This window comes from Aurantimonas endophytica (genome assembly GCF_014196845.1).
Lineage (GTDB): Bacteria > Pseudomonadota > Alphaproteobacteria > Rhizobiales > Rhizobiaceae > Aurantimonas > Aurantimonas endophytica.
This window is the reverse complement of sequence record NZ_JACIEM010000004.1, coordinates 401,147-426,174: the sequence shown is the minus strand read 5'-3', so window position 1 is coordinate 426,174 and position 25,028 is coordinate 401,147. Positions and strand designations below refer to the sequence as shown.

Sequence of the window (25,028 nt, the reverse complement as noted above, 5' to 3'; positions counted from 1 at the left end):
CGCCGCAGGGCGCCTTGTTCACATCACCTGGTAGACCGGCCCCTCGCCGCCCTGCGGCGGCACCCAGTTGATATTCTGGTTCGGATCCTTGATGTCGCAGGTCTTGCAGTGGACGCAGTTCTGGCCGTTGATGACGTAGGCCTCCTTGCCGTCTTCCCCGACCACCCATTCGTAGACCCCGGCCGGGCAGTAGCGCTGCGACGGGCCGGCATAGACGGCGTATTCCGAGGAATGCTGCAGCGCCGGGTCCTTCACCTGGAGATGGACCGGCTGGTCCTCTTCGTGATTGGTGTTGGAGAGATACACCGAGGAGACCTTGTCGAAGGTCAGCACCCCGTCGGGCTTGGCGTAGGTGATCGGCGTGTGCTTGGCCGCCGGCTCGAGGCAGGCATGGTCCGGCTTGCCGTGCTTCCTCGTGCCGAAGAACGAGAAGCCGAACAGCGAATTCGTCCACATGTCGATCCCGCCGAGCGCGATGCCGAAGAGCGTCCCGTATTTCGACCAGAGCGGCTTGACGTTGCGGACGGGCTTGAGGTCCCGGCCGATCGCCGAGCCGCGCCAGGCGTCGTCATAGGCGGAGAGCCGGTCATGCGCGCGGCCGGCGGCGATGGCCTCGGCGGCGGCTTCCGCCGCCAGCATGCCGGAGGTCATGGCGTTGTGCGCGCCCTTGATGCGCGGCACGTTGACGAAGCCGGCCGAGCAGCCGATCAGCGCGCCGCCGGGGAAGACCAGCTTCGGCACGGACTGCCATCCGCCCTCGGTGATCGCCCGCGCGCCATAGGCGATGCGCTTGCCGCCGGCCAGCAGCTCGGCGACGTCCGGATGCGTCTTGAAGCGCTGGAATTCCTCGAAGGGCGACAGATACGGGTTCTTGTAGTTCAGGTGGACGACGAAGCCGACATACACCTGGTTGTCTTCGAGGTGATACAGGAACGAGCCGCCGCCGGTGCCGCTGTCCAGCGGCCAGCCGAAGGAGTGCTCGACCCGGCCGGGCTTGGATTTCTCCGGCGCGATCTCCCAGAGCTCCTTGATCCCGAGGCCGAATTTCTGCGGCTCGCGCCCCTCGTCGAGCCCGTAAGCGCGGATCAGCTGCTTGGCCAGCGAGCCGCGCACCCCCTCGCCGATCATCACGTATTTGCCGAGCAGCGCCATGCCGCGCGCGAAGGCGGCGCCCGGCTCGCCCTCGCGGGTGATGCCCATGTCGCCGGTGGCGACGCCGATCACCGCGTTGGCATCGTCATAGAGGATCTCGGTCGCGGCAAAGCCCGGATAGATCTCGACGCCCAGCGCCTCTGCCTTCTCGGCCAGCCATTTGCAGACGAGGCCGAGCGAGACGATGTAGTTGCCGTGATTGCCCATCAGGCCGGGCATCAGCATGTTCGGCAGGCGGATCGAGCCCTGCTCGCCGTAGAGATAGAACCGGTCGTCCGTGACCTTCGTCCGGATCGGCGTCTCCTCCTCGCGCCATTCCGGCAGGAGGGTGTCGAGCGCCGAGGGGTCGAGCACGTTGCCGGAAAGGACGTGCGCGCCGACCTCGCCGCCCTTCTCCAGGACGACCACGGTCAGCTCCGGATCGAGCTGCTTCAGGCGGATCGCCGCGGCGAGCCCGGCGGGGCCGGCGCCGACGATCACCACGTCGAACTCCATCGATTCGCGTTCCGGCAGCGTCTCGGCGTGGCTCATCTCGTCTCCCATTCTCGCATCCCGGCCGGATCGCACCGCCCGGGCCAGAGGCCGGTAGACTAGCGCGATCCGATGTCTGGACGAGTTCTAACTTGATTGACGTGGGCGTCAATCGCACCGAATGCCTGCTGCTGTAACAGGTGAGCCGCTTGACCCGGCAAAGCGCGCCGGGAGAAGAGAGGCTTTCCGCCACCGCGAGGCTTCCCGTGAACGCTGTCTTCCTGGCCGTTGCCATTCTGTGCGAGATCGTCGGCACCACGGCGCTGAAATCCACCCACGGTTTCACCCGCCTGCTGCCGTCCCTGGTCACCGTCGCGGCCTATGCGCTGGCGTTCTATTTCCTGTCGCTGCCGCTGCGCACGCTGCCGGTCGGCATCGTCTACGCGATCTGGTCGGGCGCCGGCATCGTCATCCTGGCGCTGGTCGACCTGTTCTGGTTCCGCACCTCGATCGATGCGGCGGGGTTTCTCGGTCTCGCGCTGATCCTCGCCGGGGTTCTGGTGATCAACCTGTTCTCCCAGACCGTGAGCCACTGAGCCATGGCGTTCCCCGTTCCGACGGCGTCGCCTGCCGCGCCGAAATCGGCTAGGACGGGTCCATGAACGCCGCCCAGCCAGAAATCGGCCGCGACGCCGCGATCGCGCTCATCGAATGGTACCGCGACGCCGGCATCGACGTCTTCGTCGGCGAGGCGCCGCGCGACCGCTTTGCCGAGACGCGGGCCGAGATCGCCGCGCGCGACGGGCGTCGGGGCGTGCCGTCGGCGCCAGCCGCCCAGGCATCCGCGCCGCCGGTTCATGCGCCCGCCCCCACCTTCGCCATCGAGCCGGCCGGAACCTTCGCCACCAGCCGCGCCGCCGTGCCGGACGACATCGCCATCGCCGACGCCCGCGAGCGTGCCCGCTCGGCCGCGACGCTCGCCGAGCTGCAGGCGGCGCTCGACGCGTTCGAGAGCTGCAATCTGCGCATCACCGCCAAGTCCACCGTCTTCGGCGACGGCGCCGAGACCGCCGATGTGATGTTCGTGGGCGAGGCGCCGGGCCGCGAGGAGGACATTGCGGGCGTGCCCTTCGTCGGCCGCTCCGGCCAGCTGCTCGACCGCATGCTCGCCGCGATCGGGCTCGAGCGGCAGAATGTCCGCGTCACCAACACCGTGCCGTGGCGCCCGCCCGGCAACCGGCCGCCGACGCCGGCCGAGACGCAGATCTGCCTGCCCTTCGTGCAGCGCCATATCGAGCTCGTGCGCCCGAAGATCCTCGTCTGCCTGGGCTCGCCCGCCGCCAAGGCGATCCTCGCCTCGGAAGAGGGCATCCTGCGGATCCGCGGGCGCTGGACGACCTACAGCTTCGGCCTCGGCGAGGCGGACACGATCGACGCGACCGCGATGCTGCATCCCGCCTACCTCCTGCGCCAGCCGGCGCAGAAGAAGCTCGCCTGGCGCGATCTCGTCGCGCTCAAGGCCCGCCTGGCGGAAAAGTCGGCATCGGACTGAGTTTCGTCCGATCCTCGTCATGATCGGCAGGCACAAGGGCCTCGCCAAAGCTGCCGTTAATGCCTAGAGCGGGCGAACGGCAGCGCATTCATCGCCCGACCGTCAAAGCCGGGGCCAGTCGCACCGAGACGCGCTGTCCCGCATCCACTCCGTTTCGCCAAGGCCCGACATGCCCCTTCTGCCGATCGCGTCCCTGCTCGTATCGACCTTCTTCCTGATGGCGGGCGCCGGGCTGATGGGCATCCTGCTGCCGGTCCGCGGCTCGATCGAGGGCTGGTCGAGCTACCAGATCGGCGCCTTCGGCACGTCCTATGCGATCGCCTTCACGGCGGGCTGCGTGATCATCCCGAAGATCGTCCAGCGCGCCGGCCACGTGCGGACGTTCTCCAGCCTCGCGTCGCTGATGGCGATCTCGGTGCTGCTTTGCGCCATCGTCGTCGACCCCTATGCCTGGATCGTCTTCCGCGGCCTCGCCGGCTTCGCGCTCGCCGGCTGCTACATGATCATCGAGAGCTGGTTGAACGAGCGCGTCACCAACGAGACGCGCGGCCGGATCTTCTCGATCTACATGGTGGTGACGATGGGCGCGATGATGGGCGGGCAGTACGTCATGCCGCTGAGCCAGCCCCAGCTCACCGTGCCGTTCATGCTCTGCGCCATCCTCTTCGCCCTGGCGGTGATCCCCAACGCGCTGTCCAAGGCGCAGTCGCCGAAGCCGCTGACGACGATCCGGATCAACCTGATGCCGATCTTCCGAAACTCGCCGGTCGCCGCGGTCGGCGTGCTGCTCGCCGGCCTCCTCTCGGGCGCCTGGAACAACATGGCGCCGGTGTTCGGCGAGAAGGCGGGGCTCTCGACGACGGAGATCGCCACGCTAGTGGTCGCCGCGATGGCCGGCGGCATCGTCTTCCAGGTGCCGCTCGGGCGGATCTCCGACAAGGTCGACCGGCGCTACGTGATGACCGCGGCGGGCCTCATCGGCGTCGCCGCCGGCACGGCCGGCGTCTATCTCTCCGGCAGCAGCCCGGCGGTGCTCTTCACCCTCGCCTTCCTGATCGGCGGCGTCGTCTATCCGGCCTATTCGCTCGCGGTGGCGCATGCCAACGACTACGCGGCCGATTCCGACTTCGTGAAGATCGCCAGCGGCATGCTGATCCTCTACGGGGTCGGCACGATGATCGGCCCGATCTACGCGGCGTTCCTGATGGAGACGTTCGGCCCGCGCGGCATCTTCCAGTCGATCGGCAGCGCCGCGGCCTTCTACGCCGCCTATTCCTTCTACCGGACCTACCGGCGCGAGGCGATGCCGGTCGACGAGCGCCCAGACTTCCAGACCGTGCCGCTGGCAAGAACCCAGACGCCGGCCAGCTTCGCCCTCGATCCGCGGGCGGAACTCGCGGAGCCGGACGAAACGGAAGCGCCGAGCAAGGCGGCGTGAGGGGAGCGGACGTGCTGGATGCGAGGGGCCGGCGCTCGCGCCTTTACGACCGGTGGGTTCCCATATGTTCGTCTGACTGAGGACGCTGGTCCAACCTGAAGGCCATTCGAAATGCTGCGCCGCTCCCTGTGGGTTCCAGGCTGAAGGTTCCCCCCATGCGCTGCATGGCGGTTTCACATATCGAGAGTCCTAGGCCGCTTCCGGAACGAGCATCGTCATTACCCCGGACGAACCGTGCAAAGCCTGAACAGGCAAACCCCGGCGGCAACCCCGGACCCGTATCGGCAAATAGAAGCGTTCCGTCGTTGGAGATGGTGACCGTTACAGTGCTGCCAACTGGTGTGTGCTTACGGACATTATCCAGGAGGTTCCGGATGATCAGGGCGATCAGTGTCGAGTCACCGATTATGTGAACGGGTAAATCCAGGCCGTCCGCCTCAATCAACCATCCGGCGGACACCAGCCGCGGGGCCGCCTCCTGCAGGACTTCGGCAACCGTCTCGCCGAGGTTGAGCGATTGCAGGGAGAAGTCCGTACTGCCATCCAACCTGGCGATCTGCAGTAGCTGCTCGATGAGACGGGCCATGGCATCGATGTCCTGCATGGCCGCATCCCGGTCCGGACCGGATGCAAGACCTTCCAGCCGTAGCTTGAGGTCGGCAAGCGGCGTCCTGAGCTCATGGGCGGCATGGATGGAGAAGTCGCGCTGAGCGACGGCACCCGCCCTGATGCCGTCCAAGGCGTGGTTGACGGCGGCAATCAACGGCTGAACCTCCGCGGGTGCCGATGAGCCGGAAAGCCGCTGATGCCCCAGATTGTCGAAGGTGATCCGTTCGGCCTGCGCGGCCACTCGCCGAAGTCCTAGGAGACTGAAGCGAACGATGCCCACGGCAGTGATCACCATGACGACCAGCATTGCCAGCGCCGCCCACCCCAGCTCTTCGAGAGATTGGGCAAAGAACGTGTTGGTCAAAGCGGTGACATCCGAACGCGATCGTGCCAGCCGGAGCCAAGCCCCAAACTCCGGCACGAAAAGTTCGGCAATCAGGACTGGTCCGGTGCCGTCGAGCGTCGGTCCGGTTGAAAGAACGGGTTCCGGGTCTGCTGGCCCAGGGCGTCCGGCAGGCGCGTTGGCGTCGGAGCGATCCAGCACCGTCCCTGTCGCGTCCGTAACGGTGTAGCCGTAGACGGGCCGTGTCCCTGACAGGAGTCCGGTATAAGGGGGGTCGATCGCTGAGGATGGCTCGGCCGGGCGGTCAAGTACCACCGTGCCGCCGGGATCGCGCCGTAGCAATCCCGCCCATTCCTCGACTTGAGTGGACAGCCCGCGCTCTTCTATTGCGAATTGGCCGCGCGTGAACTCCATGGACAGGATCATACCGGCACCGATCAGGGTCAGCGCGGATATGACGGTCACGACGATGGCGAGCCTCACATCGAGGCGATAGGCCCGTCTCATGATCGGGTCTCGCACAGTATGTAGCCGAGGCCTCGCAGTGCCTTGAGCTCGACCGTCGCCCCCGCGTCCGAAAGCTTCCTGCGAAGCCGATGAACCAGCGTCTCGACCGCGTTGTCCGACCAGTCCTGGTGGAGCGCATAGACATGCTCGCCCAGCATCTGCTTCGGGGTCACGCGGTCGCCGGCACGGATCAGCTTGTCGAGGGCAGCATGTTCCTGAGCAGTCAACCTCACGTCTCGATCTGCCACTGTCAGGCTCGTGCTATGAGGATCGTAGAGAAGATTTCCTATGCGCAACTCGGTCGCCGTGATTTCCGGGGAGCGTCGTCGCAGCGCCCTCAGTCGTGCCAGCAGTTCTTCGGTTGCAAACGGCTTGACGAGATAGTCGTCAGCCCCCGCATCCAATCCGCTCACCCGGTCCCCGATCTCGTCCCGCGCGGTGAGCATCAACGTCGGCGTCCGTATGCCGGCGGCACGGACAGACCTGACGAGCGCCCGCCCGTCGCCATCGTCGAGCATGACGTCAACGATGCTGAGGTCGTACGGCGCTATTCTCCAAGCCGCCTCGGCGTCCGCGACAGTCGCGAAGATATCGACCGCATGGCCGGCCTCGATAAGCCGTCGCCCCAGGGCCTCGGAAAGCAAGCGATCATTCTCGACGACCAGAATCCGCATCACGACTCTCCATGACCGTACGACCGCTGGTCAACGCGAAGCTCTCACTCTGCTGACGGCTGTGCGTGTTCCGACGAAGTCGTCCCGGCATTCCGAGACTTGGTCGCCCGGGATGATGTCGCCCGCCCTTCGAGCGCCGCTGGCCTCTGATTTCCCTGTCACCCGGAGCTTGCTCGGTCAATCTCTCGGCTCAGTTCCAGCGGCTTCGTCGCGCACGAGCGCCCGAATCTGCAAGTTTTCTGCAAGTTAGCCAGCGCATGCGCCGCGGCTATGAGTGTATCCCTATCCATCCCCGTTTCATCTGGCGCGAAATCGGACCGTCTGATTATCGCGTTCTCAGTTGGCATTCTGGCAACCAGCATGTTCTTCTGGGTCTTTCCGGAAGTTGATCTGGTTGTAAGCCGCTGGTTTTACAGCCCCAGCGACGGCTTCAGCCTGTCCAGCAATTCGCACCTGCAATGGCTCCGCAACAGTTCTCCTTGGGCCCTGGCCGGAGTCATTCTCGTTATCTTGGTCCGCATTCTCCGGGATGCCATCAACGGCGCCTTGACCTGGTCTCGCGTGCGGAAGCCGATCTGGCTGCTGTCCGGCCTGGCTCTTGGTCCGGGACTGCTAGTGAACGGCCTCTTGAAGGCGCATTGGGGCCGCCCCCGACCTGTCAATGTCGACGTCTTCGGAGGGGACGCAGTCCATCAAACGGTCTGGGTCATCAGCGATTGGTGCGATCGAAACTGTTCGTTCGTTAGCGGAGAGGCTTCCTCGTCAGCCTGGCTCGTCGCTGCCGCCCTCGTCGCGCCCAGGCCTGTCAGGCTGGCTGCAACAGCAACGACACTAATCTATGCCGGATCGTTATCGCTGAACCGGATCGCCTTCGGCGGACATTTCCTTTCAGATGTTCTCCTCGCCTGGCTTGTCTGTGGGCTAATATTTGCAATCCTCTATCGCCTTATTCCGGACACTGCTTATCCTTCTCGCTTCAGCGGTACTCATCGCTAGCGAAGCTGCGTACGGGCTCGAGCCGATCTGCCGGGTTCTGCCGATCCCCGTCGACGGATCACGAACATGCCGCTCGCGACCGGAGCGCGCAGCGCCGGCGTTCGCCGGGATCAGCCGCCATGACAGCAATCGCCGAAAGCTGCCGCGCCGTGCGCAGCGCTATTCCCTGCCCGTAACCCCTCGACCCGCGCGCCGAACTGGCGGACACGGGCGAGGCGCCCCAGCAGGGCGGCGTAATCGCGGTGGCGGAAAATTCCGCTGGCGGCTTTGGGTGGATAGCCGCCATTTAGATGACCTCCGATCAACGGCGGCTATGCCCCCGTTGTCGTCGTACAGAATGCTGGGCATCGCCTCGAAACCAGACATTACTGAAAGGCTCAATGCCAAGTGGCCGAAGGCGCCCACGATCTCAGGTCGTCGCCTGAGACAGCCAGAAGCCCACCCTTCGCTCTCGGCCCGCCCGGTCATCGTGAGGAGCTAAACGCTGTGTGAACGGCGAGTTCAGCGACGGTTCCGGCGGCGGGGTTCAAGTTCGGGTCATTCCATCCCGAGCCGATGTGCTCTTGTCGGAGACGCCCATATGATCCGCTTGCCCCTTGCTTCCGCCCTCGTCGTCCTCGCTGGCCTGACGGCCGCGACCCCAGCGTCCGCTAACGACGTGCGCTTCGACCAGTACGGCTGGTCGAACTCCGCCGGCGGCTCCCAGCAGGGCTACCGCAACCGCATCCGCGTCCATCAGGACGGCCGGTACAACCGCTCGGTCGGCGAGCAGCGCGGTTCGCACAATCTGTCGGTCGTCGGTCAGGAGGGGCGTAGTCATTACGGCGCGACCTACCAAAACGGCAGCCGCAACTCCGCCGGCATCGGCCAGTTCGGCGCCAACCACACGACGATCCTTTCTCAGGACGGCCACGGCAACATCGCGGCAGGTGTTCAGGTCGGACGCGGCTGCTCGGCCGACGTTGTGCAGGGCGGCAGCGGTAACGTCGCGGCCCTCGTCCAGGCCTGCGACTGATCGCGCGTCGAACGGCGCGACCCACCCGTTTCGCTCCCGTCCCATTGATGAGGCCCGCCATGCCGATGCTCCGTTCTCGCCACCGCCTCGCCGCGGCTCTGGTTCTCCTCGGCGCGACCAGCGCTGCCTTCGCCGGCCCGGCGGTCACGAAATCGAGTGAGGGGCCGATCCGGTGCGAGCTCGACGTCTCGCGCCGGGGTGGATCGGTCGAGCTGACTGCGCTCGCCCATGCCGAGAAGGCGACGCGCGGTGAGTACGCGTTCCGCGTCTCCGGTCGGGGAACCGACATCCGGCAGGGCGGGCCTTTCGCCGTCGCTTCAGGCGGGACGGCACAGCTCGGCACGGTCACGCTTGGCACTGGCGGCTCCGGCTACGACGCCGATCTGAGCGTAGTCGTCGATGGCAAGACAATATCCTGCTCCGACCGTGTCGGCAGCGGGATCTGACGAAGCGACAACCTCCTGCCTCGCCGGTCCGGTCCGGCGGGGACCTCCCCTAAAGTCCACGCATGTCCCGGAACAGACCGGGGAACGGAGACCTCCATGACCTTCATTTCCGCGAATGCCATTGCGGCCGCCCTTGCCATCACGATCGCCGCCCCGGCCATCTTCGCCACGCCCGCGGCCGCTAACGGCCAGGTGTCCTGGACCTTCGCCCCAACTGACCGGCAGACGACCGGGGCTGTCCAAGCAGGGCTACGGATCTATTCGCTCTACAATGGCCTCAAGGACGGCTCGATCCGGCAGAAGGGCGAAGGCAACAATGCCGGCCTCGCCCAGCGCGGACGGGGCAATGTCGGTCTCGTCCAGCAGCGCGGGAACGGCCATTCTGGCACGCTGGAGCAGAACGGCGACGGCAACGCCTACGGTCTCTTCCAATTCGGGCGCGGCGCCCGCGACGCCGTCGTCCAGTCCGGCAACGGCAACAGCGGCGCGACCTTTACCTACGGCTGGTGACCGGGACCGTCAGCTTTCAGGCTTGATGCGCCCAGAACTTGCCTGCCAGTTTCGGCTGTGGGTCGCGGGTTGTCTCCTCGGGGACCTTCGTGCGCCTGCCTGCTCCTGAACCCGTTTACGAGAACTGAACGGCGGCTTTCCCGTCGAGATTACTCGGAAGCTGCCAGTCTCCTTTAGGCCCGACGCCTGCATTCGCCGGATCGGCCGCCATGACAGCGATGGGTCGTGAGCCGAACGGCAGCTATTCGCTGGGCTTTTCCCTACCCTCAACACGCGACCCCTCCCGTCCTTGCGTCCGGCCCTTCGACCACGACAGCACTACCCAACGAAAAAGGGCGGCCCGTCAGGACCGCCCCTTCTCACGTCGGCGATAAGCCTCAGGCGATGCGGCCGCCGCCCTGCTTGGTGATGGCGACCACCGAGGGGCGCACCGGCATGGCGTCGTCGAAATCGGGCCAGCGGGTCGACGGGTCCTCGTAATAGGAGGGCCGGCCAAAGCCTTCCCAGTCCTCGCCGCCGTCGCCCGGATGCTGGACCGCGACGAAGGCGGTCTGCATGTCCGGCAGCATCAGCGGGCCGCACATCTCGGCGCCGACCGGCACGCGGAAGAACAGCTTCGAGGTGCCGCGCGCTTCGCCGTCCGTGTCGACCGCCCAGAGGCCGTCGGTGCGTCCGGTCGCCTTCGGCGAATTGCCGTCGGTCGAGACCCAGAGCCGGCCGTCGGCGTCGACGGCGCAGTTGTCGGGCATGCCGAACCAGCCGTTCTTGGTGGTCTCGGTCGAGAACGTCGCGCCGACTTCGGCCACCGAGGGATCGCCACACTGCAGCAGGATTTCCCAGGTGCCGGACGTGGCGGCGAAATCGCCACCTTCTTCGGCGATCTCGATGATGTGGCCGAAGGCGTTGTTGACGCGCGGGTTGGCGGCGTCGGCCTCCTCGCGGCGGGTGTTGTTGGTCAGCATGACGTAGACGCGGCCATTGGTGCCGTTCGGCTCGATGTCCTCCGGCCGGTCCATCTTGGTCGCCTCGAGCAGGTCGCCGGCGCGGCGGGTCTCGATCAGGATGTCGGCCTGGCTCTCGAAGCCGTTCTCGGCGGTCAGCGGGCCTTCGCCGTGGACCATCGGCAGCCAGGCCACCGTGCCGTCCTCGTCGAAGCGCGCGACGTAGAGCGTGCCCTCGTCGAGCAGGTCCATGTTGGCCGCCCGGTCGCTCTCGTTGTAGGTGCCGGCGGTGACGAACTTGTAGACATAGTCGAAGCGCTCGTCGTCGCCGAGATAGAAGACGACGCGGCCGTCGCTGTTGACGATCGATTCGGCACCCTCGTGCTTGAAGCGGCCGAGCGCGGTGCGCTTCTTCGGGATCGAGTTCGGATCCATCGGGTCGACCTCGACGATCCAGCCGAAGCGGTTCGGCTCGTTCGGCTCCTTGGAGACGTCGAAGCGGTCGTGGAAGTTGCCCCAGGCGTAGCTGCCCTCGGGCACGCCATAGCGCTCGTAATTGGCGGCTTCGGCGTGATCGGCCGGCAGTTCACCCATGAAGTAGCCGTGGAAATTCTCCTCGGCCATGATGTAGGTGCCCCAGGGCGTGACGCCGCCGGCGCAGTTGTTGATCGTGCCGAACACCTTGGTGCCGGTCGCATCGGCATTGGTCTTCAGGCGGTCGTGGCCGGCCGCCGGGCCGGTCATCTGCATCTCGGTGTCGGCGGTGATGCGGCGGTTGTTGGCGCCGTCGGTGACCACCTGCCACTTGCCGTCGGTCTTGCGGATCTCGACGATCGTGCCGCCATGGGCGGCCATCTCGATGTCGACGCGCGCCTTGTCGGCGTCGGCTACGGTGATCTCGTCGCCGTTCACCGTGACGATGCCCGGGAACATCAGGTGTTCGTTGGTGTATTCGTGGTTGACCACCAGCAGGCCATGCTCGGAGGAGCCGTCTTCCAGCGGGATGAAGCCGACATAGTCGTTGTTGTAGCCGAACTGGCGGGCCTGCTTCTCGGCGGTCTGCGCGGTCGGATCGAACGCCGGCGAGTCGGCGAAGATCGCGTCGCCCCAGCGCAGCAGCACGTCGGCGTCATAGCCTTCGGCGACGTGGTGCGTCGCGTCGACCCCGGCCTCGACCTCGGTGAAGTCGAAGCGCGTACCGGCGCCCTGCGCCTTTGCCTCGCCCGCCGCCATCAGCGCCAGCGGGCTGACCGTCGCGGCGATCGCCGTCGCCGCCATCGAGCCGCGCAGGAAGTCGCGCCGCGAGAAGCGCGCGGCGATGATCTCGCCCATCGTGCGGTTGTCGGTCTTGTTGGTGCCTTCCCCGTCCGCCTGCTCGAGCTGGCTGGTCCGGAAGACTTTGCGGTCCGTGGTGTGTTCGTTCATCGGTGACCCCTGTCGCAGCGGAATTTTGCGAACCCTCTCGGCGCCGGGCGCCGGACTGGAATGGTTCCAGTGTGAGGTAGCGAGCCAAGGTCACAGACGGATGACGGTGGGGAGGCAGCGATCGTCCTCGGGCGGGAAATGTCGCCCGGACACTGCCGCCGAGCTGCTTTGCGCGGCACGGCGACCGCAGTTCCCGGGTAGATTGCGCGCGTTGCCTCCCGTCGCGGCCCTTGCGGCCGGAGCGTCAGGCCGCGAGGCTCACCGGCGTCGGAACCGGCTCGCCCTTGAAGAATGCGTCGAGATTGGCGCCAAGCAACTCGACCATCCGGCGCATCGCGAGATCGGTGACGCCGGCAATATGCGGGGAGAGGAAGACGTTCGGGACGCCCGCCCACCGGTCGGGCGAGGTGGGCTCCTCATCGTAGACATCCAGCACCGCCGCGCCGAGCGTGCCGCGCATCAGGGCGAGGATGACCGCCGCTTCGTCGACCAGCGACCCGCGCGCCACGTTGACCAGCATGCCGCCGGGCCCCAGCGCCTCGATCACGGAGGCCGAGATCAGCCCCCGGTTCGAGGGTTTGGCGCTGGCAGCGATCACCAGCGCGTCGCTTTCAGCGGCCAGATCGATCAGGCTCGATGCCCGGGGCCAGGGAACGCCTGACTTGTGATGCGGGCCCCACCAGGACGTCACCATGCGCATCGCGTCGGCTCGCCGCGCGAGCGCCTGCCCGATGCCGCCGAGCCCGACGATGCCCAGCCTCAGGCCGGCTATGGACCGCGTCATCAGCCGGTTGCCGGACTGCCAGCTGCCGTCGCGCACCCAGCGATCGCCGAGGCCGATCTTCCGGTAGACGTTGAGCACCTGGCCGATCGCAAAGTCTGCAACGTCCTCGTGGTTGATGTGGCGCGCATGGGTGACGATGATGCCGTGCTTTCTCGCCCACTCGACGTCGATCCCGTCGTAGCCGGCGTTGAAGCAGGCGATCAGCCCGAGGCGGGGCATGGCCTCGCGAAGGGACGCGTCGAACGGGCGGCCGCCATCGACGACCACGGCACGGGCATCGGGCGCGACCCCCGGTTGCTGCCCGAGATCGACGAAGCGATACCGCTCGGCGACCGCCTCGGTCAGAAACGGCGCGAGATAGGGTTGTGCAAGCGCCACCAGTTCCGGGGAAGCCATGGTCATCTCCGTGATACTGCGCGCCACGCGGCGGGCCGCTCCGCTGCGCCGCCGCCAGGTGACGGCGCTCTCACCGGAACACCGTCACACGTTCGCCATCCGCGATTATGCGAGCGTTTCAGGGGGTCATGGTCTTGCTACAACCGTAGTTCGATGTGCTCGGCACGGCAGGCCGCCGGCCCCGGCGAAGGCTTCAGGCCAGGGCCCCGATCGAGGCGACTGCTGTCGGTGGAAGCAGGTTTGGCTGCGTCGGCCCTGCCCGTGCCGCCGGCAACCCAGCAGAGCCGGCAACCCTTCGTCCGCTGGGTCGTGACTCACGTACGCAGCATCATTTTTCCGCGGGATGCCCGGCAGCGTCTGCGATCAGCGCGGAGACGGCTTCCGGCTGCGAAATCAGCGACAAATGGCTGGCATCGAGTTCGATCGTACGCGCCTTCATCCGCTCCGCCATGAAACGCTGCAGGTCCGGGTCGATCGTTCGGTCCGCTGCCGAAACCGCGTAATGGCTCGGCTTCGTGCGCCATGCCGCGGTGTCGACCCTGCCCGCGAGCAGCGCGCGATCGAACGGCATCTGCACGGCGTGCAGGACCCTCGCCCTGGCCTCCGGCAGGTCTCCCGCAAAATCGCGAAGGAATGCTTCCTCCGTCAACCGGCCCTCGTCGCTGTCGTACACGATCCCTCGCGACGCCGGCGGAGGCGGAAAGCGCCCGGCGAGCGCCGCATAGTCCTCGTCCGCGTCGGGCGCGCGGGCCGCGACATAGACGAGTGCCGAAACACGCGGATGGGCGCCGCATTGGGTCACGAGCATGCCGCCGAAGGAGTGGCCCACAAGCACGGTCGGCCCATCCTGCCGGTCCAGGACACGCTCCACCGCCTCCTGCGCTTCGGGCAGGCTGGTGAGGGGATTCTGCACCGAGGTGCAGTGGAACCCCATGGGCTGGAGGCGGGCAATGACGTCTGCCCAGCAGGACCCGTCGGCGAAGAGCCCGTGCACGAAGACAATGTTTCGGGAAGGTATCGAAGGCTGGGCCACAGTCGTCCGCCCTGCCAGCAGGACACTGGCCGCGGCTGCAGTAGCGGTTTTGGTGAACATGCGCCGGTTCATCGTCACGGGTTGCTCCATCGTTTGCCTGTCCCGGGCCCTGCCGCTCATGCAGCGGACTGAGTCGCGGGCTCGAACATCTCGCGCATTTTAGCGAGATATTGATCTTCGGATGTGCTCCAGCGCAATTGCGCCAGAAGCTTGGTATCGGCGCCGGCGAGAAAACGGATGGCCCGGCTGTCGTCGGTCGCCGCCGCGAAAGCCGCCTCCGCCACTTCTGCCTCGGTGCAGTAGTCGCTCGGATAGTGTGCCATCTTCGCGAAGCAGCCCTGCGCAAATGCGCCGTAGTCTTCCGGGATCAGCCCTTCCATGCGCGGCATGCCGTTGGCCGTGAAGTTCGTGGTCGGCGCGTAACCCGGCTCCAGCAGCCTTGCGCGGATCCCGAAAGGCGCGAGTTCGTAGGACAGGCTTTCGGTGAAACCGTCGACCGCGCATTTGCTCGCGGCGTAGACGGCAACCAGCGGCATCGGTGCGATCGCGACATTCGATGTGACGTTGACGATGGTGCCGCGCCCTTGCTCGCGCATGTGGGGAATGATCGCCTGACACATGGCGAAGACGGCGAAGGTGTTGGTCTCGAAGACCTCGCGGATGACGTGGTCCGGCGTCGCCTCCACCGCAGAGGCGAGGCCGATCCCTGCATTGTTGACCAGGACGTCGATGCTGCCGAAGGCTCCGATCCCTTCAGCGATGGCGTGGCCGATAGAGGCCGCATCGGTCACGTCGAGCGGCAGGATCTTCAGCCGGTCCGAAGAGGCACTTAAGGCGGTCGCTTGCGGACGGCGCATCGTGGCGATCACGTTCCAACCGCGATCGAGAAAGAGCTCGGCTGTCGCCTTGCCGTAGCCGGACGAGGCGCCGGTTACGAGAATGGTCCTGGGCATGGAAGGCCTCCTGGTTTTCGCTGCCCCTGCCATTAGACAATTCCTGCGGACGTAATATAATTGATTTACCGCATTTCTTTATGGATCGTCCGCCCTGGATCCCTTGAGCGACATCATCGCCCTCCTGGCACCTCGCGCCGCCTTGTCCAAGCCCATCACCGGCAAGGGCATTTGGGGCATCCGCTGTGCCGCCTATCGTCAGCCGGGCTTCGCCATCGTTCTGGAGGGGCAATGCTGGCTGGGGCTGGAGGGTGACGCGCCGCTGCAACTGCGGGCGGGCGACTTCATGCTGCTCCCTCACACACCCGCCTTCACGCTTTCGAGCGAGCCCGGGATCGCCTGCACCGACGTCGTGCCGTCAGCCATCGCGGTACATCACGGCAGCGGGGACGGACCGCCGGATTTCCGCATGTTCGGCGGTGCCTTCGAGATCGACGCCGTCAACGCATCGCTCCTGGTCGATCTGCTGCCGCGCATGATCCATGTGCGGGCGCGGGACGAACGCGCCGGTCGGCTGGCCCGCATCGTCGACCTCGTCAGGGACGAATGCGAGGCGGACAGGCCGGGGCGCGACATGCTGCTGAGGCGTCTGCTTGAGGCGATGCTGGTGGAGTGTCTGCGCCAGAGCGGAATGGTCGGCGCTGCGGAACAGGCGGGCCTGCTGGCGGGAATGCGGGATCCCGCCCTTTCCCGCGTGCTGCGCGCGATCCATTCGGATGTTCGCCATGACTGGACCCTGGCGGAACTTTCGAAACTGGCTGGAACGTCGCGCACGGTGCTGTCGGCGCGTTTCCAGCAGGTTCTGAAATGCGCGCCGATCGAATATCTCGGCCGCTGGCGGATGACCCTGGCGAAGGATGCGCTGATACGACGGGGCGGGCCGCTTGAGCGGCTGGCCGAGGAAATCGGCTATCAGTCGGCGAGCGCCTTCAGCACCGCGTTCCGCAAGCGCGAGGGCATTGCGCCGGGCGCCTTTGCGAAACGATACCGCGACGGGGTCACGGCACCGGGAGCGGGCAGCTAGTCTCGCCCGCTCAATTCATCGGCCGCGTTCCTTAAGTCCGCTTGCCTGGGGCAGGCTTCCCGGCGACGCGGCCTCGCCGCTCAGGCAGCCAAGGCAGCTATTCGCCCCGGATCGCCCTCACCCGCCCGGCGGCGAAACCCGCCGCGCCTTGTTGCGCTCGATGCCCAGCCGGTGCTCGCGCCAGATGATGAAGATGCCGGCCGACACGACGATGCCGCCGCCGATCAGCGTCGCAAGGCCCACGGCCTCGCCGAACAGGAAATAGCCGATGGCGATGGCGAGGATCATCGAGGTGTATTCGAAGGGCGCGACGGTCGAGGCGTCGGCATAGCGATAGGCCGAGGTCAGCAGCAGCTGGCCGACGCCGCCGCAAAGCCCCGCCACCACGAGATACGCCGCCTGCTCGGGGCTCGGCATCACCCAGCCGAAGAAGATCGACGACAGCGCCGCGATCACCGAGCAGGTCAGCGAGAAATAGACGACGATCGTCGCCGTCGCCTCGGTGCGCACCAGCCGGCGGATCTGGATCATCGCGATGGCCGCGACGGTCGCCGAGATCAATGCCGCGCCGATCCCGACCAGCTGCCCGTCGTCCAGCGGCTCAGCCGTGACGGAAAGGCTCGGCAGCGTGACGACGACGATACCGAGAAGCCCGACGATCGCCGCGCTCCAGCGGTAGAGCCGCACCACCTCCTTGAGGAACACCGCGGCGAAGACCACCGTCAGCAGCGGCGCCGCGTAGGAGATGGTGATCCATTCCGGATAAGGCAGCCGGGTCAGGGCGAAGAAGCCGAAACCCATCGAGGTGACGCCGACGAGGCCGCGCACGACATGGCCCGGCAGATCGTCGGTCTTCAGCGCGGTGGCGAGGTCGCCGAGCCAGGCGAGATAGATCGCCACCGGGATCAGGGCGAAGAACGAACGGAAGAACACGATCTCGCCGGCCGGGATCGCCTCGCCGCCCGACTTTATCGCCGTCTGCATGCCGACGAAGATCACCACGGAAATGCATTTCAGCAATATTCCGAGCATCGGGCGGGAGACCCGTTCGTCCTCCGTCGAACTGTTCATGCCCTGCTGTCCCCTTCGCAACGGCTTTCGCCGCCGGCCGCGAGATCCCCTGCGACGGCCGTCAGTGCGCTGCCTGCAGCGCCTCCCAGACCCGAAGGGGCGTCGCCGGCATGTCGATATGCTCCACGCCGGCCGGCCGGAGCGCGTCGGCCACGGCGTTCATCACCGCGGGCGCCGCCCCGATCGTGCCCGCCTCGCCCGCGCCCTTGATGCCGAGGGCGTTGGTGGTCGAGGGAACGTTGCGGGTGCGGAAGTCGAAATTCGGCAGATCCTCCGCACGCGGCATGGCGTAGTCCATGAAGCTTGCCGTGACCAGTTGTCCCTCGCCGTCATAGACGGCATTCTCGATCAGCGCCTGGCCGATGCCCTGTGCGACGCCGCCATGGATCTGGCCGGCGAGCAGCATCGGGTTCACCGTCACCCCGAAATCGTCGACGATCGTATAGGCGACGATGTGCGTCGCCCCGGTCTCCGGGTCGATCTCGACCTCGCAGACATGCGTGCCGTTGGGATAGGTCGCCTCTTCCTGCTTGAACTCGCCGGTCGCCTTGCGGTCGGCATCGCTCTTCGCGGCGGCCGCCAGGGCGGCGAAGTCGATCGAGCGGTCGGTGCCGACGATGCGGGCCGTGCCGCCATCCAGCTCGATGTCGGCGACGGCCGCCTCCAGCTCGTCGGCGGCGAGCTTCTTCAGCTTGTCGGCCAGCGCCTGGCTCGCCCGGCGCACCGATACGGCGCCGAGCGGGATCGAGCGCGATCCGCCGGTGCCGCCGCCGGTGGGCGTGTCGTCCGTGTCGCCCTGGCGCACGTCGATCATGTCGTAGTCGAGCTTCAGCTCCTCGGCGACGAACTGCGCGTAGGCCGTCGCATGGCCCTGGCCGTTCGACTGGGTGCCGATCTTCAGCTCGACGCGGCCTTCCGGCGTCAGCTCGACATAGGCCGGTTCCGATCCCGGAAAGGCACAGGCCTCGACATAGGCGGCCAGCCCGATGCCGCGCAGCTTGCCGTCGGCCTTGGCCGCTTCCCGGCGGGTCTCGAAATCCGCCCAGCCCGAGCGGCGCAGCGCCTCATCGAGATGGCCGGCGAAGTCGCCGGTGTCGTAGAGCCGGCCGAACGCCGTGCGGTACGGCAGCTGGTTGCCGCGGATGAAATTACGCCGGCGCAGTTCCACCCGGTCGACGCCGAGATCGAGGGCGCACTGGTCGACCAGCCGCTCGATCATATAGGCCGCCTCCGGCCGTCCGGCGCCGCGATAGGCGTCCACCGGCACGGTGTTGGTGTAGTAGGCGCGGCATTCGACGTCGATCGCCGGGATGTCGTAGAGACCCGTCGCCATCGACATGCCGAACCACGGGATCATCGGGCCGTATTGCGAGGCATAGGCGCCGAGATTGGCGGCCAGGTCGATCGACAGCGCGGTGAAACGGCCGTTTTCGTCCATCGCCATCCTGCCGGTGACGATATTGTCGCGGCCATGGGCGTCGCTGACGAAATGGTCGGTTCGGTCGGCGGTCCACTTGACCGGCTGCCCCAGCCGGCGCGCAGCGACCAGCACCAAAGCGTGCTCGCGATAGAGAAAGGCCTTGGTGCCGAAGCCGCCGCCGACGTCGCGGGTGACGACGCGCAGCTGGTCGTTGTCGATCTTCAGCACCCGCCCGGCCAGCGCGTTGCGCATGCCATGGACACCCTGGCTGCCGGTGGTCAGCGTGTAGCGCGGCTCGGTATATTCGCCGATCGCCGAGCGGGTCTCCATATAGTTGCAGACGAGACGGTTCTGCACCAGCGTGATCTCGCTGACATGCGCCGCCGCGGCAAAGGCTGCCTCGGCCGCCGCCTTGTTCCCCTCGTAGAGGCGCGTGGCGAGATTGTCGGCGCTGCCCTCGGACGCGATAACCGCCCCCTCGGCGCGGGCGCCGGCGATGTCGGCGACGGCGGGCAGCGGGTCGTAGTCGACCTCGACGAGTTCGGCGGCATCGCGCGCCTCGACGGCGCTGTCCGCGACGACGAAGGCGACCGCGTCGCCGACGTGCTGGACGACGTCGCGGCAGAGCACCGGCGCGTTGCGCGGCGCGAAGGGCATGCCGTCGGCCGGCTTGATGGGCGCCAGGCACGGCAGGTCGCCGAGATCGGCGACGTCTTCATGGGTCAGGATCAGCCGGACGCCGGGCGCCGACCGGGCGGCCTCGAGATCGGCGATGGTGAATCGCGCATGGGCGTGCGGCGAGCGCACCACGACGGCGTGCAGCAGGCCGGGGCGCGTCTCGTCGTCGGTATAGTTTCCGGCACCGCGGATGAAGGCATCGTCCTCCTTGCGCAGGACGGATGCGCCGAGGCCGAACTTGGGGGTCATGACGTTCATGCTGCTGTTTCCTTGCCCGCGTCTGCCGCGGCGCGGCCCGAACGGTGCTTCGCCCGTTCCGGGCCTCAAAGCCGCTCGTCCCATTTATTGCGGCAGAACGCCGCCGTCGAGGGCAGCAACGGCACAGGCTCGGCTTGAAGCGGTTGGCATTTCGCCCACGCCGGATTACCTCCGGAGTGACCAGAGAGGATATTCCGCATGCTGCGCACCGATGACGGCCCGACGATCAAGCTCGAGGACTACCGCCCGACCGACTTCGTCCTCCATTCCGTGGCGATGACGATCCGGCTGTTCGAGGGACGCGCGGAGGTCGACACGCAGCTGGTGCTGGAGCGGCGAGAGGGCGTCGGCGCCGACGCGCCGCTGGTGCTCGATGGCGACGAACTCACCCTGAGCGGGCTGAAGCTGGATGGCGTGGCCCTTGCGCCCGAGGCATTCACCGCCACGCCCGAGCGGCTGGAAATCCCGGCCCTGCCCGCCGCCGGCCGCTTCACGCTCGCCATCGGAACGCGCATCGTGCCGGAGGAGAACACCAAGCTGATGGGGCTCTTCCGCTCCAACGGCGTCTGGTGCACCCAGTGCGAGGCGGAAGGCTTCCGCCGCATCACCTATTTCCTCGACCGGCCGGACGTGCTCGCGCCCTACCGCGTCCGCATCGAGGCCGACCAGGCGGCCGCGCCGATCCTTCTGTCCAACGGCAATCCCGGCGAGCGCGGCGACCTGCCGGACGGGCGGCACTTCGCGGTCTGGGACGACCCGTTCAACAAGCCGTCCTATCTCTTCGCCGTGGTCGCGGGCGACCTCGACTCCATCCACGAGGAGTTCACCACCGCCAGCGGCAAGCCGGTCACGCTCGGCATCTACACCGAGAAGGGCCGCGTCGGGCAGGCCAGCTACGCCATGGACGCGCTGAAGCGCTCGATGTGGTGGGACGAGCGGCGCTTCGGCCGCGAATACGACCTCGACGTGTTCAACATCGTCGCCATCCCCGACTTCAACATGGGGGCGATGGAGAACAAGGGCCTCAACGTCTTCAACCACAAATACGTGCTGCTCGACCCCGACACCGCGACGGACGCCGACTACGCCGGCGTCGAGACGGTCATCGCGCACGAATATTTCCACAACTGGACCGGCAACCGCATCACCTGCCGGGACTGGTTCCAGCTCTGCCTGAAGGAAGGCCTGACGGTCTATCGCGACCAGGAATTCTCGGCCGACGAGCGCTCGGCGCCGGTGCAGCGGATCAACTCGGTGCGGCGGCTGAAGGCGCACCAGTTCCCCGAGGACCAGGGGCCGCTGCAGCATCCGGTGCGGCCGCGCGAATACAGGGAGATCAACAACTTCTACACGGCGACCGTCTACGACAAGGGCGCCGAGCTGGTGCGGATGATCGCCACCATTCTCGGGCGCGACGATTTCCGCAAGGGCATGGACCTCTATTTCGAGCGCCATGACGGGGACGCCGCGACGATCGAGGACTTCATCGCCTGCTTCGAGGATGCGGCCGGCGCGGACCTCTCGCAGTTCGCGCTCTGGTACAGCCAGGCCGGCACGCCCTCGCTGGCGATCAGCGAAGACTATGACGCGTCCAGCGGCACGCTGACCGTCGGGCTCAAGCAGGCGCTCGAGGTCGGCGCCTCGGGCACCGGCGGGGCGCCCTTCCACATTCCCGTGCGCTTCGGCCTCGTCGGCTCCAACGGCGAGGACAAGGCGTTCACGGTTGCCCACGGCGCGGAGGTCGAGGGCGACGTCATCCACCTGACCGCCGACGAGGAGACCGTGGTCTTCGAGAATGTCGGAGAGCGGCCATATCTCTCCGTGCTGCGGGACTTTTCGGCCCCGGTGACGCTGCACCACGAGCAGCGCCTCGCCGACCGGCTGGCACTGGCCCGGCTCGACCCCAACCTCTTCAACCGCTGGCGGATCCTCAACGATCTCGTCGCCGAGGCGCTGGTCGAGGCCAGCCGCAAGAAGCTGGCGCCCACCCAGCGGCCACTGGAGCCGGAGATCGTCGAGGCGATCCTCGGTTCGGCCGGCGACGAGACGATCGAGGCCGCCTATCGCGCTCAGGCCCTGACTCTGCCCAGCGAGCCGGAGATCGCCCGGATGCTTGCGGAAAATGTCGATCCCGATGCCATCCACGCGGCCGTCGAGGCGGCGCGGCGGTTGATCGGCGAGCGGGGTCGTCCGCTCTTCGAGCGCATCCGCGCCGGCGCGAGCCCCGCCGGTGAATTCTCGCCCGATGCCGACAGCGCCGGCCGGCGGTCCCTCGCCAATGTCGCGCTTGGCTATCTGGCGGCGGCCAGCGGCGATCCGGCACCCGCCGAAGCGCAGTACGCGGCGGCGCGCAACATGACCGACCGCCTCGCCGCGCTGGCGATCCTCGTGCACCGCTTTCCGGCGGCCGACGCTTCCAGAGCGGCGCTCGCGGATTTCTACACGCGCTTCGAGGATGACGGGCTGGTCGTCGACAAATGGTTCGCGCTGCAGGCGACGATCCCAGATCCGGCAGCGCTCGACATCGTCGCCCGGCTCCTCGACCACCCGAAGTTCACGCTGCGCAATCCCAACCGCGTGCGCGCCCTCGTCGGCACCTTCGCCGGCGGCAACCAGCTGGCTTTCCACCGGGCCGACGGCGCGGGCTATCGCTTCGTGGCGGACCGGATCGCCGAGCTCGACAAGCTCAACCCGCAGGTCGCCGCGCGGATCGCCACGACGTTCCGCTCGTGGCGCAGCTTCGAGGCGCAGCGTCGGCATGCCGCACAGGAAACGCTGGAGAAACTTGCAGCGATCAGCGATCTCTCCAACGATACCAGAGATATCGTGGAAAGATCGTTGCGCTGAGCGACGGTCTCATTGATTTCTTAATTTCTCCTCATTCCGACTCTGGACAAGGTGATTCGCGTCTGATCAATTGGAGGTGATTCGGGATGTGCGGCGTGCCGGATCAGCGAATGCGGCCACGAGGGGTGATACATGCGAGCGGACGCGCCAAGCGCGCCGGCAGGGGGACGTTTGTCCCGATTCGAGACCCTGCTGAGCGCTAAAGCCGAGATCGTCGGACACGCGAAAATCCTCGCCGCCCCAGCCTACGAAAAGCTTCTCCGCTCCGAGCGGCCCTTGCGCCGCAGCATCCCCGTCCTGATCATCCTCTTCCTCGCCATCGCCGCCGTCGCCCGCCTCGCATCGCTGGTCAGCGAACGCTACACGATCGAGAACGACGTCGCCCGCGACCTGAAGATCGCCGCGACGCTGATGCGCGCCGAAAGCCAGTTCGCGCTCATGTCCGAGGGCCGGGTCGACGGCGCGGCGCTGCTCACCAGCGAGGTCCCGAGCGAGGTGATCGAGCACGGGCGCTTCGCGGTGATCAGCGACGCCTCCGGTCGGATCACGGCTGCCATGCCCGGCTACGAGCGGCTGATCGGACGGGATCTGCGGCTGCTCATGGGCGACTCCCAGGCGCTGCTGATGTTCGGCGAGCGAGCCGGCGTGCAGGAGACCGTCTTCGAGGGAAACGACGCCTTCGTCGCCAGCGCGACCCTCGCCGAGGATGCCGGCACGGTGAGCTTCATCCAGCCCGCCGCGGAACTCTTCGCCAGCTGGCGCCAGTCGGTCCACGTCAACGTTACGCTGTTCGTGCTGACCAGCGTCATCATGCTGATGGTGCTCTACGCCTATTTCCGCCAGGCGACCCGGGCCGAGGACGCCGACGCGCTCTACCTCGAGACGCATCTGCGCGTCGACACCGCCCTGTCGCGCGGCCATTGCGGGCTGTGGGACTGGGATATCGGCCGCGGCCGGATGTACTGGTCGCGCTCCATGTACGAGATCCTCGGCATGGCGCCGAAGGACGACGTCCTCTCCTTCGGCGAGATCGCCCCGCTGCTGCACCCGCAGGACGGCAGCCTGTTCGACGTCGCGCGCCGCGTCGCGTCCGGCCGGATCGGCCATCTCGACCGGGTCTTCCGCATGCGCCACAGCGACGGCAACTATGTCTGGCTGCGGGCCCGCGCCGACGTGACGCGCTGCGCCGACAACGAAGTGCATCTCATCGGCATCGCCGTCGACGTCAGCGAGCAGCAGGAACTCGCCCGCCGCTCGGACGAGGCCAACGAGCAGCTCAACAGCGCCATCGAGAACATCTCCGAGACCTTCGTGCTCTGCGACAATCGCGACCGGGTCATCCTGTGCAACTCGAAATACCGCGAGACCTTCGGCCTGACCGAGGCGGACGTCGCCCGCGGCACGCCGCTCGAGACGGTGATGGCCAAGGCGCGGCGGCCGATCGACAGCCAGCTGGTGACCAGCCCCACCTTCGCCGCCGGCGAGCGGGCCTCCGAGGCGCTGCTGCCGGACGGGCGATGGCTGCTGATGTCGGAGCGCCGCACCACCGATGGCGGCTTCGTCTCGATCGGCACCGACGTCACCCAGCTGAAGCTGCACCAGGCGCGGCTGTCGGATTCCGAGCGCCGCCTGATCGCCGTCATCGAGGACCTGTCGACCGCGCGCCGCGACGCCGAGCGCAAGGCCGGTCAGCTGACCGAGCTCAACACCAGCTTCGCTGCCGAGAAGGAGCGCGCCGAGACCGCCTCGCGCGCCAAGACGACCTTCCTCGCCAACATGTCGCACGAGCTGCGCACGCCGCTGAACGCCATTCTCGGCTTCTCGGAGATCATGCGCGACGGCACGTTCGGGCCGATCGGCTGCCAGAAATACACCGAGTATTGCGAGGACATCCACCAGAGCGGGCACTACCTGCTGCGGCTGATCAACGACATCCTCGACATGGCCAAGATCGAGGCCGGCCGGCTGATCCTCAACCCCGAGGAAGTCGATCTCGCCGAGACGGTGGCGGAGGCGATGAAGATCGTCGCGATCCAGGCCGAGCAGAAGCAGCTGACGCTCACCGTGGCGGCGCCGGAGACCCTGCAGATCCGCTCCGACCGGCGCGCCACCAAGCAGATCCTCATCAACCTCCTGTCGAACGCGGTGAAGTTCACGGAACAGGGCGGCTCGGTGCGGCTCGGGCTCAAGCAGGTCGGCGACGCGGTGCTGATCTCGATCGGCGACGACGGCATCGGCATTCCGCAGGAAGCCCTGCGCACCCTCGGCCGGCCCTTCGAGCAGATCGAGAACGAGTGGACCCGCACCAACAAGGGCACCGGCCTCGGCCTCGCCATCGCGCGCTCGCTGGTGGAGCTGCATGGCGGCCGGATGCGGATCTCGTCCCGTGTCGGGGCCGGCACGATCGTCGCGCTGCGGCTGCCGGTCGAGGGCTTCGACGCCGGCGAGGGCCGGGACGTCGCCATCGCCTCCGCCGCCTGACGGC

At 67.1% G+C, this 25,028-nt stretch carries 19 protein-coding genes; 10 read left to right on the top strand and 9 right to left on the bottom strand.

What is annotated here, in order from left to right; genetic code table 11:
- Positions 1 to 18: 18 nt before the first annotated feature.
- Positions 19 to 1,683, bottom strand: a complete 1,665-nt coding sequence (locus tag GGR03_RS16470; RefSeq protein WP_183210075.1) for an electron transfer flavoprotein-ubiquinone oxidoreductase — start codon at positions 1,681 to 1,683, stop codon at positions 19 to 21.
- 206 nt (positions 1,684 to 1,889) lie between these two features.
- Here GGR03_RS16470 and GGR03_RS16465 point away from each other — a divergent pair, with 206 nt between their 5' ends.
- The 3 genes from GGR03_RS16465 (at position 1,890) to GGR03_RS16455 (ending at position 4,613) form a co-directional block, all read left to right on the top strand.
- Positions 1,890 to 2,219 (top strand): DMT family transporter, encoded by a 330-nt coding sequence (locus tag GGR03_RS16465; RefSeq protein ID WP_183209838.1) that lies wholly within the window; start codon positions 1,890 to 1,892, stop codon positions 2,217 to 2,219.
- A 62-nt stretch (positions 2,220 to 2,281) separates the two neighbouring features.
- A complete protein-coding gene (locus tag GGR03_RS16460; RefSeq protein WP_183209837.1) occupies positions 2,282 to 3,175 on the top strand; it encodes a uracil-DNA glycosylase in 894 nt (297 codons plus the stop codon).
- A gap of 169 nt (positions 3,176 to 3,344) precedes the next feature.
- Complete coding sequence (locus tag GGR03_RS16455) at positions 3,345 to 4,613, top strand: MFS transporter (RefSeq protein ID WP_183209836.1); 1,269 nt, start codon at positions 3,345 to 3,347, stop codon at positions 4,611 to 4,613.
- Positions 4,614 to 4,656: 43 nt separating this feature from the next.
- Here the strand turns inward: GGR03_RS16455 and GGR03_RS16450 are convergent, their stop codons facing one another.
- Positions 4,657 to 6,072, bottom strand: coding sequence for a sensor histidine kinase (locus GGR03_RS16450; protein ID WP_183209835.1), 1,416 nt, complete (start codon positions 6,070 to 6,072; stop codon positions 4,657 to 4,659).
- Entirely contained in the window at positions 6,069 to 6,746 is a 678-nt protein-coding gene (locus GGR03_RS16445) for a response regulator transcription factor (RefSeq protein ID WP_183209834.1), read from the bottom strand. The genes GGR03_RS16450 and GGR03_RS16445 overlap by 4 nt, the downstream gene beginning before the upstream one ends.
- Positions 6,747 to 7,106: 360 nt before the next feature.
- Here GGR03_RS16445 and GGR03_RS16440 point away from each other — a divergent pair, with 360 nt between their 5' ends.
- From GGR03_RS16440 to GGR03_RS16425, 4 genes are all read left to right on the top strand, one after another.
- The gene (locus GGR03_RS16440; RefSeq protein WP_183209833.1) at positions 7,107 to 7,742 is read left to right on the top strand and encodes a phosphatase PAP2 family protein; all 636 of its coding nucleotides are present in this window, start codon (positions 7,107 to 7,109) and stop codon (positions 7,740 to 7,742) included.
- Positions 7,743 to 8,322: 580 nt separating this feature from the next.
- Positions 8,323 to 8,757, top strand: coding sequence for a curlin (locus GGR03_RS16435; protein WP_183209832.1), 435 nt, complete (start codon positions 8,323 to 8,325; stop codon positions 8,755 to 8,757).
- A 59-nt stretch (positions 8,758 to 8,816) separates the two neighbouring features.
- The gene (gene csgH, locus GGR03_RS16430; RefSeq protein WP_183209831.1) at positions 8,817 to 9,203 is read left to right on the top strand and encodes a curli-like amyloid fiber formation chaperone CsgH; all 387 of its coding nucleotides are present in this window, start codon (positions 8,817 to 8,819) and stop codon (positions 9,201 to 9,203) included.
- Positions 9,204 to 9,299: 96 nt separating this feature from the next.
- Positions 9,300 to 9,713: a curlin gene (locus tag GGR03_RS16425; RefSeq protein WP_183209830.1), complete on the top strand. Its 414-nt coding sequence runs from the start codon at positions 9,300 to 9,302 to the stop codon at positions 9,711 to 9,713.
- Between the two features lie 377 nt (positions 9,714 to 10,090).
- Here GGR03_RS16425 and GGR03_RS16420 read toward each other — a convergent pair whose 3' ends face one another.
- From GGR03_RS16420 to GGR03_RS16405, 4 genes are all read right to left on the bottom strand, one after another.
- Positions 10,091 to 12,079: a PhoX family protein gene (locus GGR03_RS16420; protein WP_183209829.1), complete on the bottom strand. Its 1,989-nt coding sequence runs from the start codon at positions 12,077 to 12,079 to the stop codon at positions 10,091 to 10,093.
- 244 nt (positions 12,080 to 12,323) lie between these two features.
- Positions 12,324 to 13,259 (bottom strand): NAD(P)-dependent oxidoreductase, encoded by a 936-nt coding sequence (locus GGR03_RS16415; protein ID WP_183209828.1) that lies wholly within the window; start codon positions 13,257 to 13,259, stop codon positions 12,324 to 12,326.
- Positions 13,260 to 13,587: 328 nt separating this feature from the next.
- Positions 13,588 to 14,370, bottom strand: coding sequence for an alpha/beta fold hydrolase (locus GGR03_RS16410; protein WP_183210074.1), 783 nt, complete (start codon positions 14,368 to 14,370; stop codon positions 13,588 to 13,590).
- A gap of 38 nt (positions 14,371 to 14,408) precedes the next feature.
- The gene (locus tag GGR03_RS16405; RefSeq protein ID WP_183209827.1) at positions 14,409 to 15,245 is read right to left on the bottom strand and encodes an SDR family oxidoreductase; all 837 of its coding nucleotides are present in this window, start codon (positions 15,243 to 15,245) and stop codon (positions 14,409 to 14,411) included.
- 103 nt (positions 15,246 to 15,348) lie between these two features.
- Here GGR03_RS16405 and GGR03_RS16400 point away from each other — a divergent pair, with 103 nt between their 5' ends.
- Positions 15,349 to 16,269 (top strand): AraC family transcriptional regulator, encoded by a 921-nt coding sequence (locus GGR03_RS16400; protein WP_246368099.1) that lies wholly within the window; start codon positions 15,349 to 15,351, stop codon positions 16,267 to 16,269.
- Positions 16,270 to 16,386: 117 nt separating this feature from the next.
- Here the strand turns inward: GGR03_RS16400 and GGR03_RS16395 are convergent, their stop codons facing one another.
- Positions 16,387 to 17,340, bottom strand: a complete 954-nt coding sequence (locus GGR03_RS16395; RefSeq protein ID WP_246368097.1) for a DMT family transporter — start codon at positions 17,338 to 17,340, stop codon at positions 16,387 to 16,389.
- A 61-nt stretch (positions 17,341 to 17,401) separates the two neighbouring features.
- Positions 17,402 to 19,696, bottom strand: a complete 2,295-nt coding sequence (locus GGR03_RS16390; RefSeq protein WP_183209826.1) for a xanthine dehydrogenase family protein molybdopterin-binding subunit — start codon at positions 19,694 to 19,696, stop codon at positions 17,402 to 17,404.
- A 198-nt stretch (positions 19,697 to 19,894) separates the two neighbouring features.
- Between GGR03_RS16390 and pepN the strand changes: the two genes are divergently transcribed.
- Together pepN and GGR03_RS16380 are read left to right on the top strand one after the other, a co-directional pair.
- Positions 19,895 to 22,543, top strand: a complete 2,649-nt coding sequence (gene pepN, locus GGR03_RS16385) for an aminopeptidase N (protein ID WP_183209825.1) — start codon at positions 19,895 to 19,897, stop codon at positions 22,541 to 22,543.
- Between the two features lie 171 nt (positions 22,544 to 22,714).
- Positions 22,715 to 25,024 carry a PAS domain-containing sensor histidine kinase gene (locus GGR03_RS16380; protein ID WP_246368095.1) on the top strand — a complete coding sequence of 770 codons (2,310 nt, stop codon included), beginning with the start codon at positions 22,715 to 22,717 and terminating at the stop codon, positions 25,022 to 25,024.
- The last annotated feature ends 4 nt before the right edge of the window (positions 25,025 to 25,028 follow it).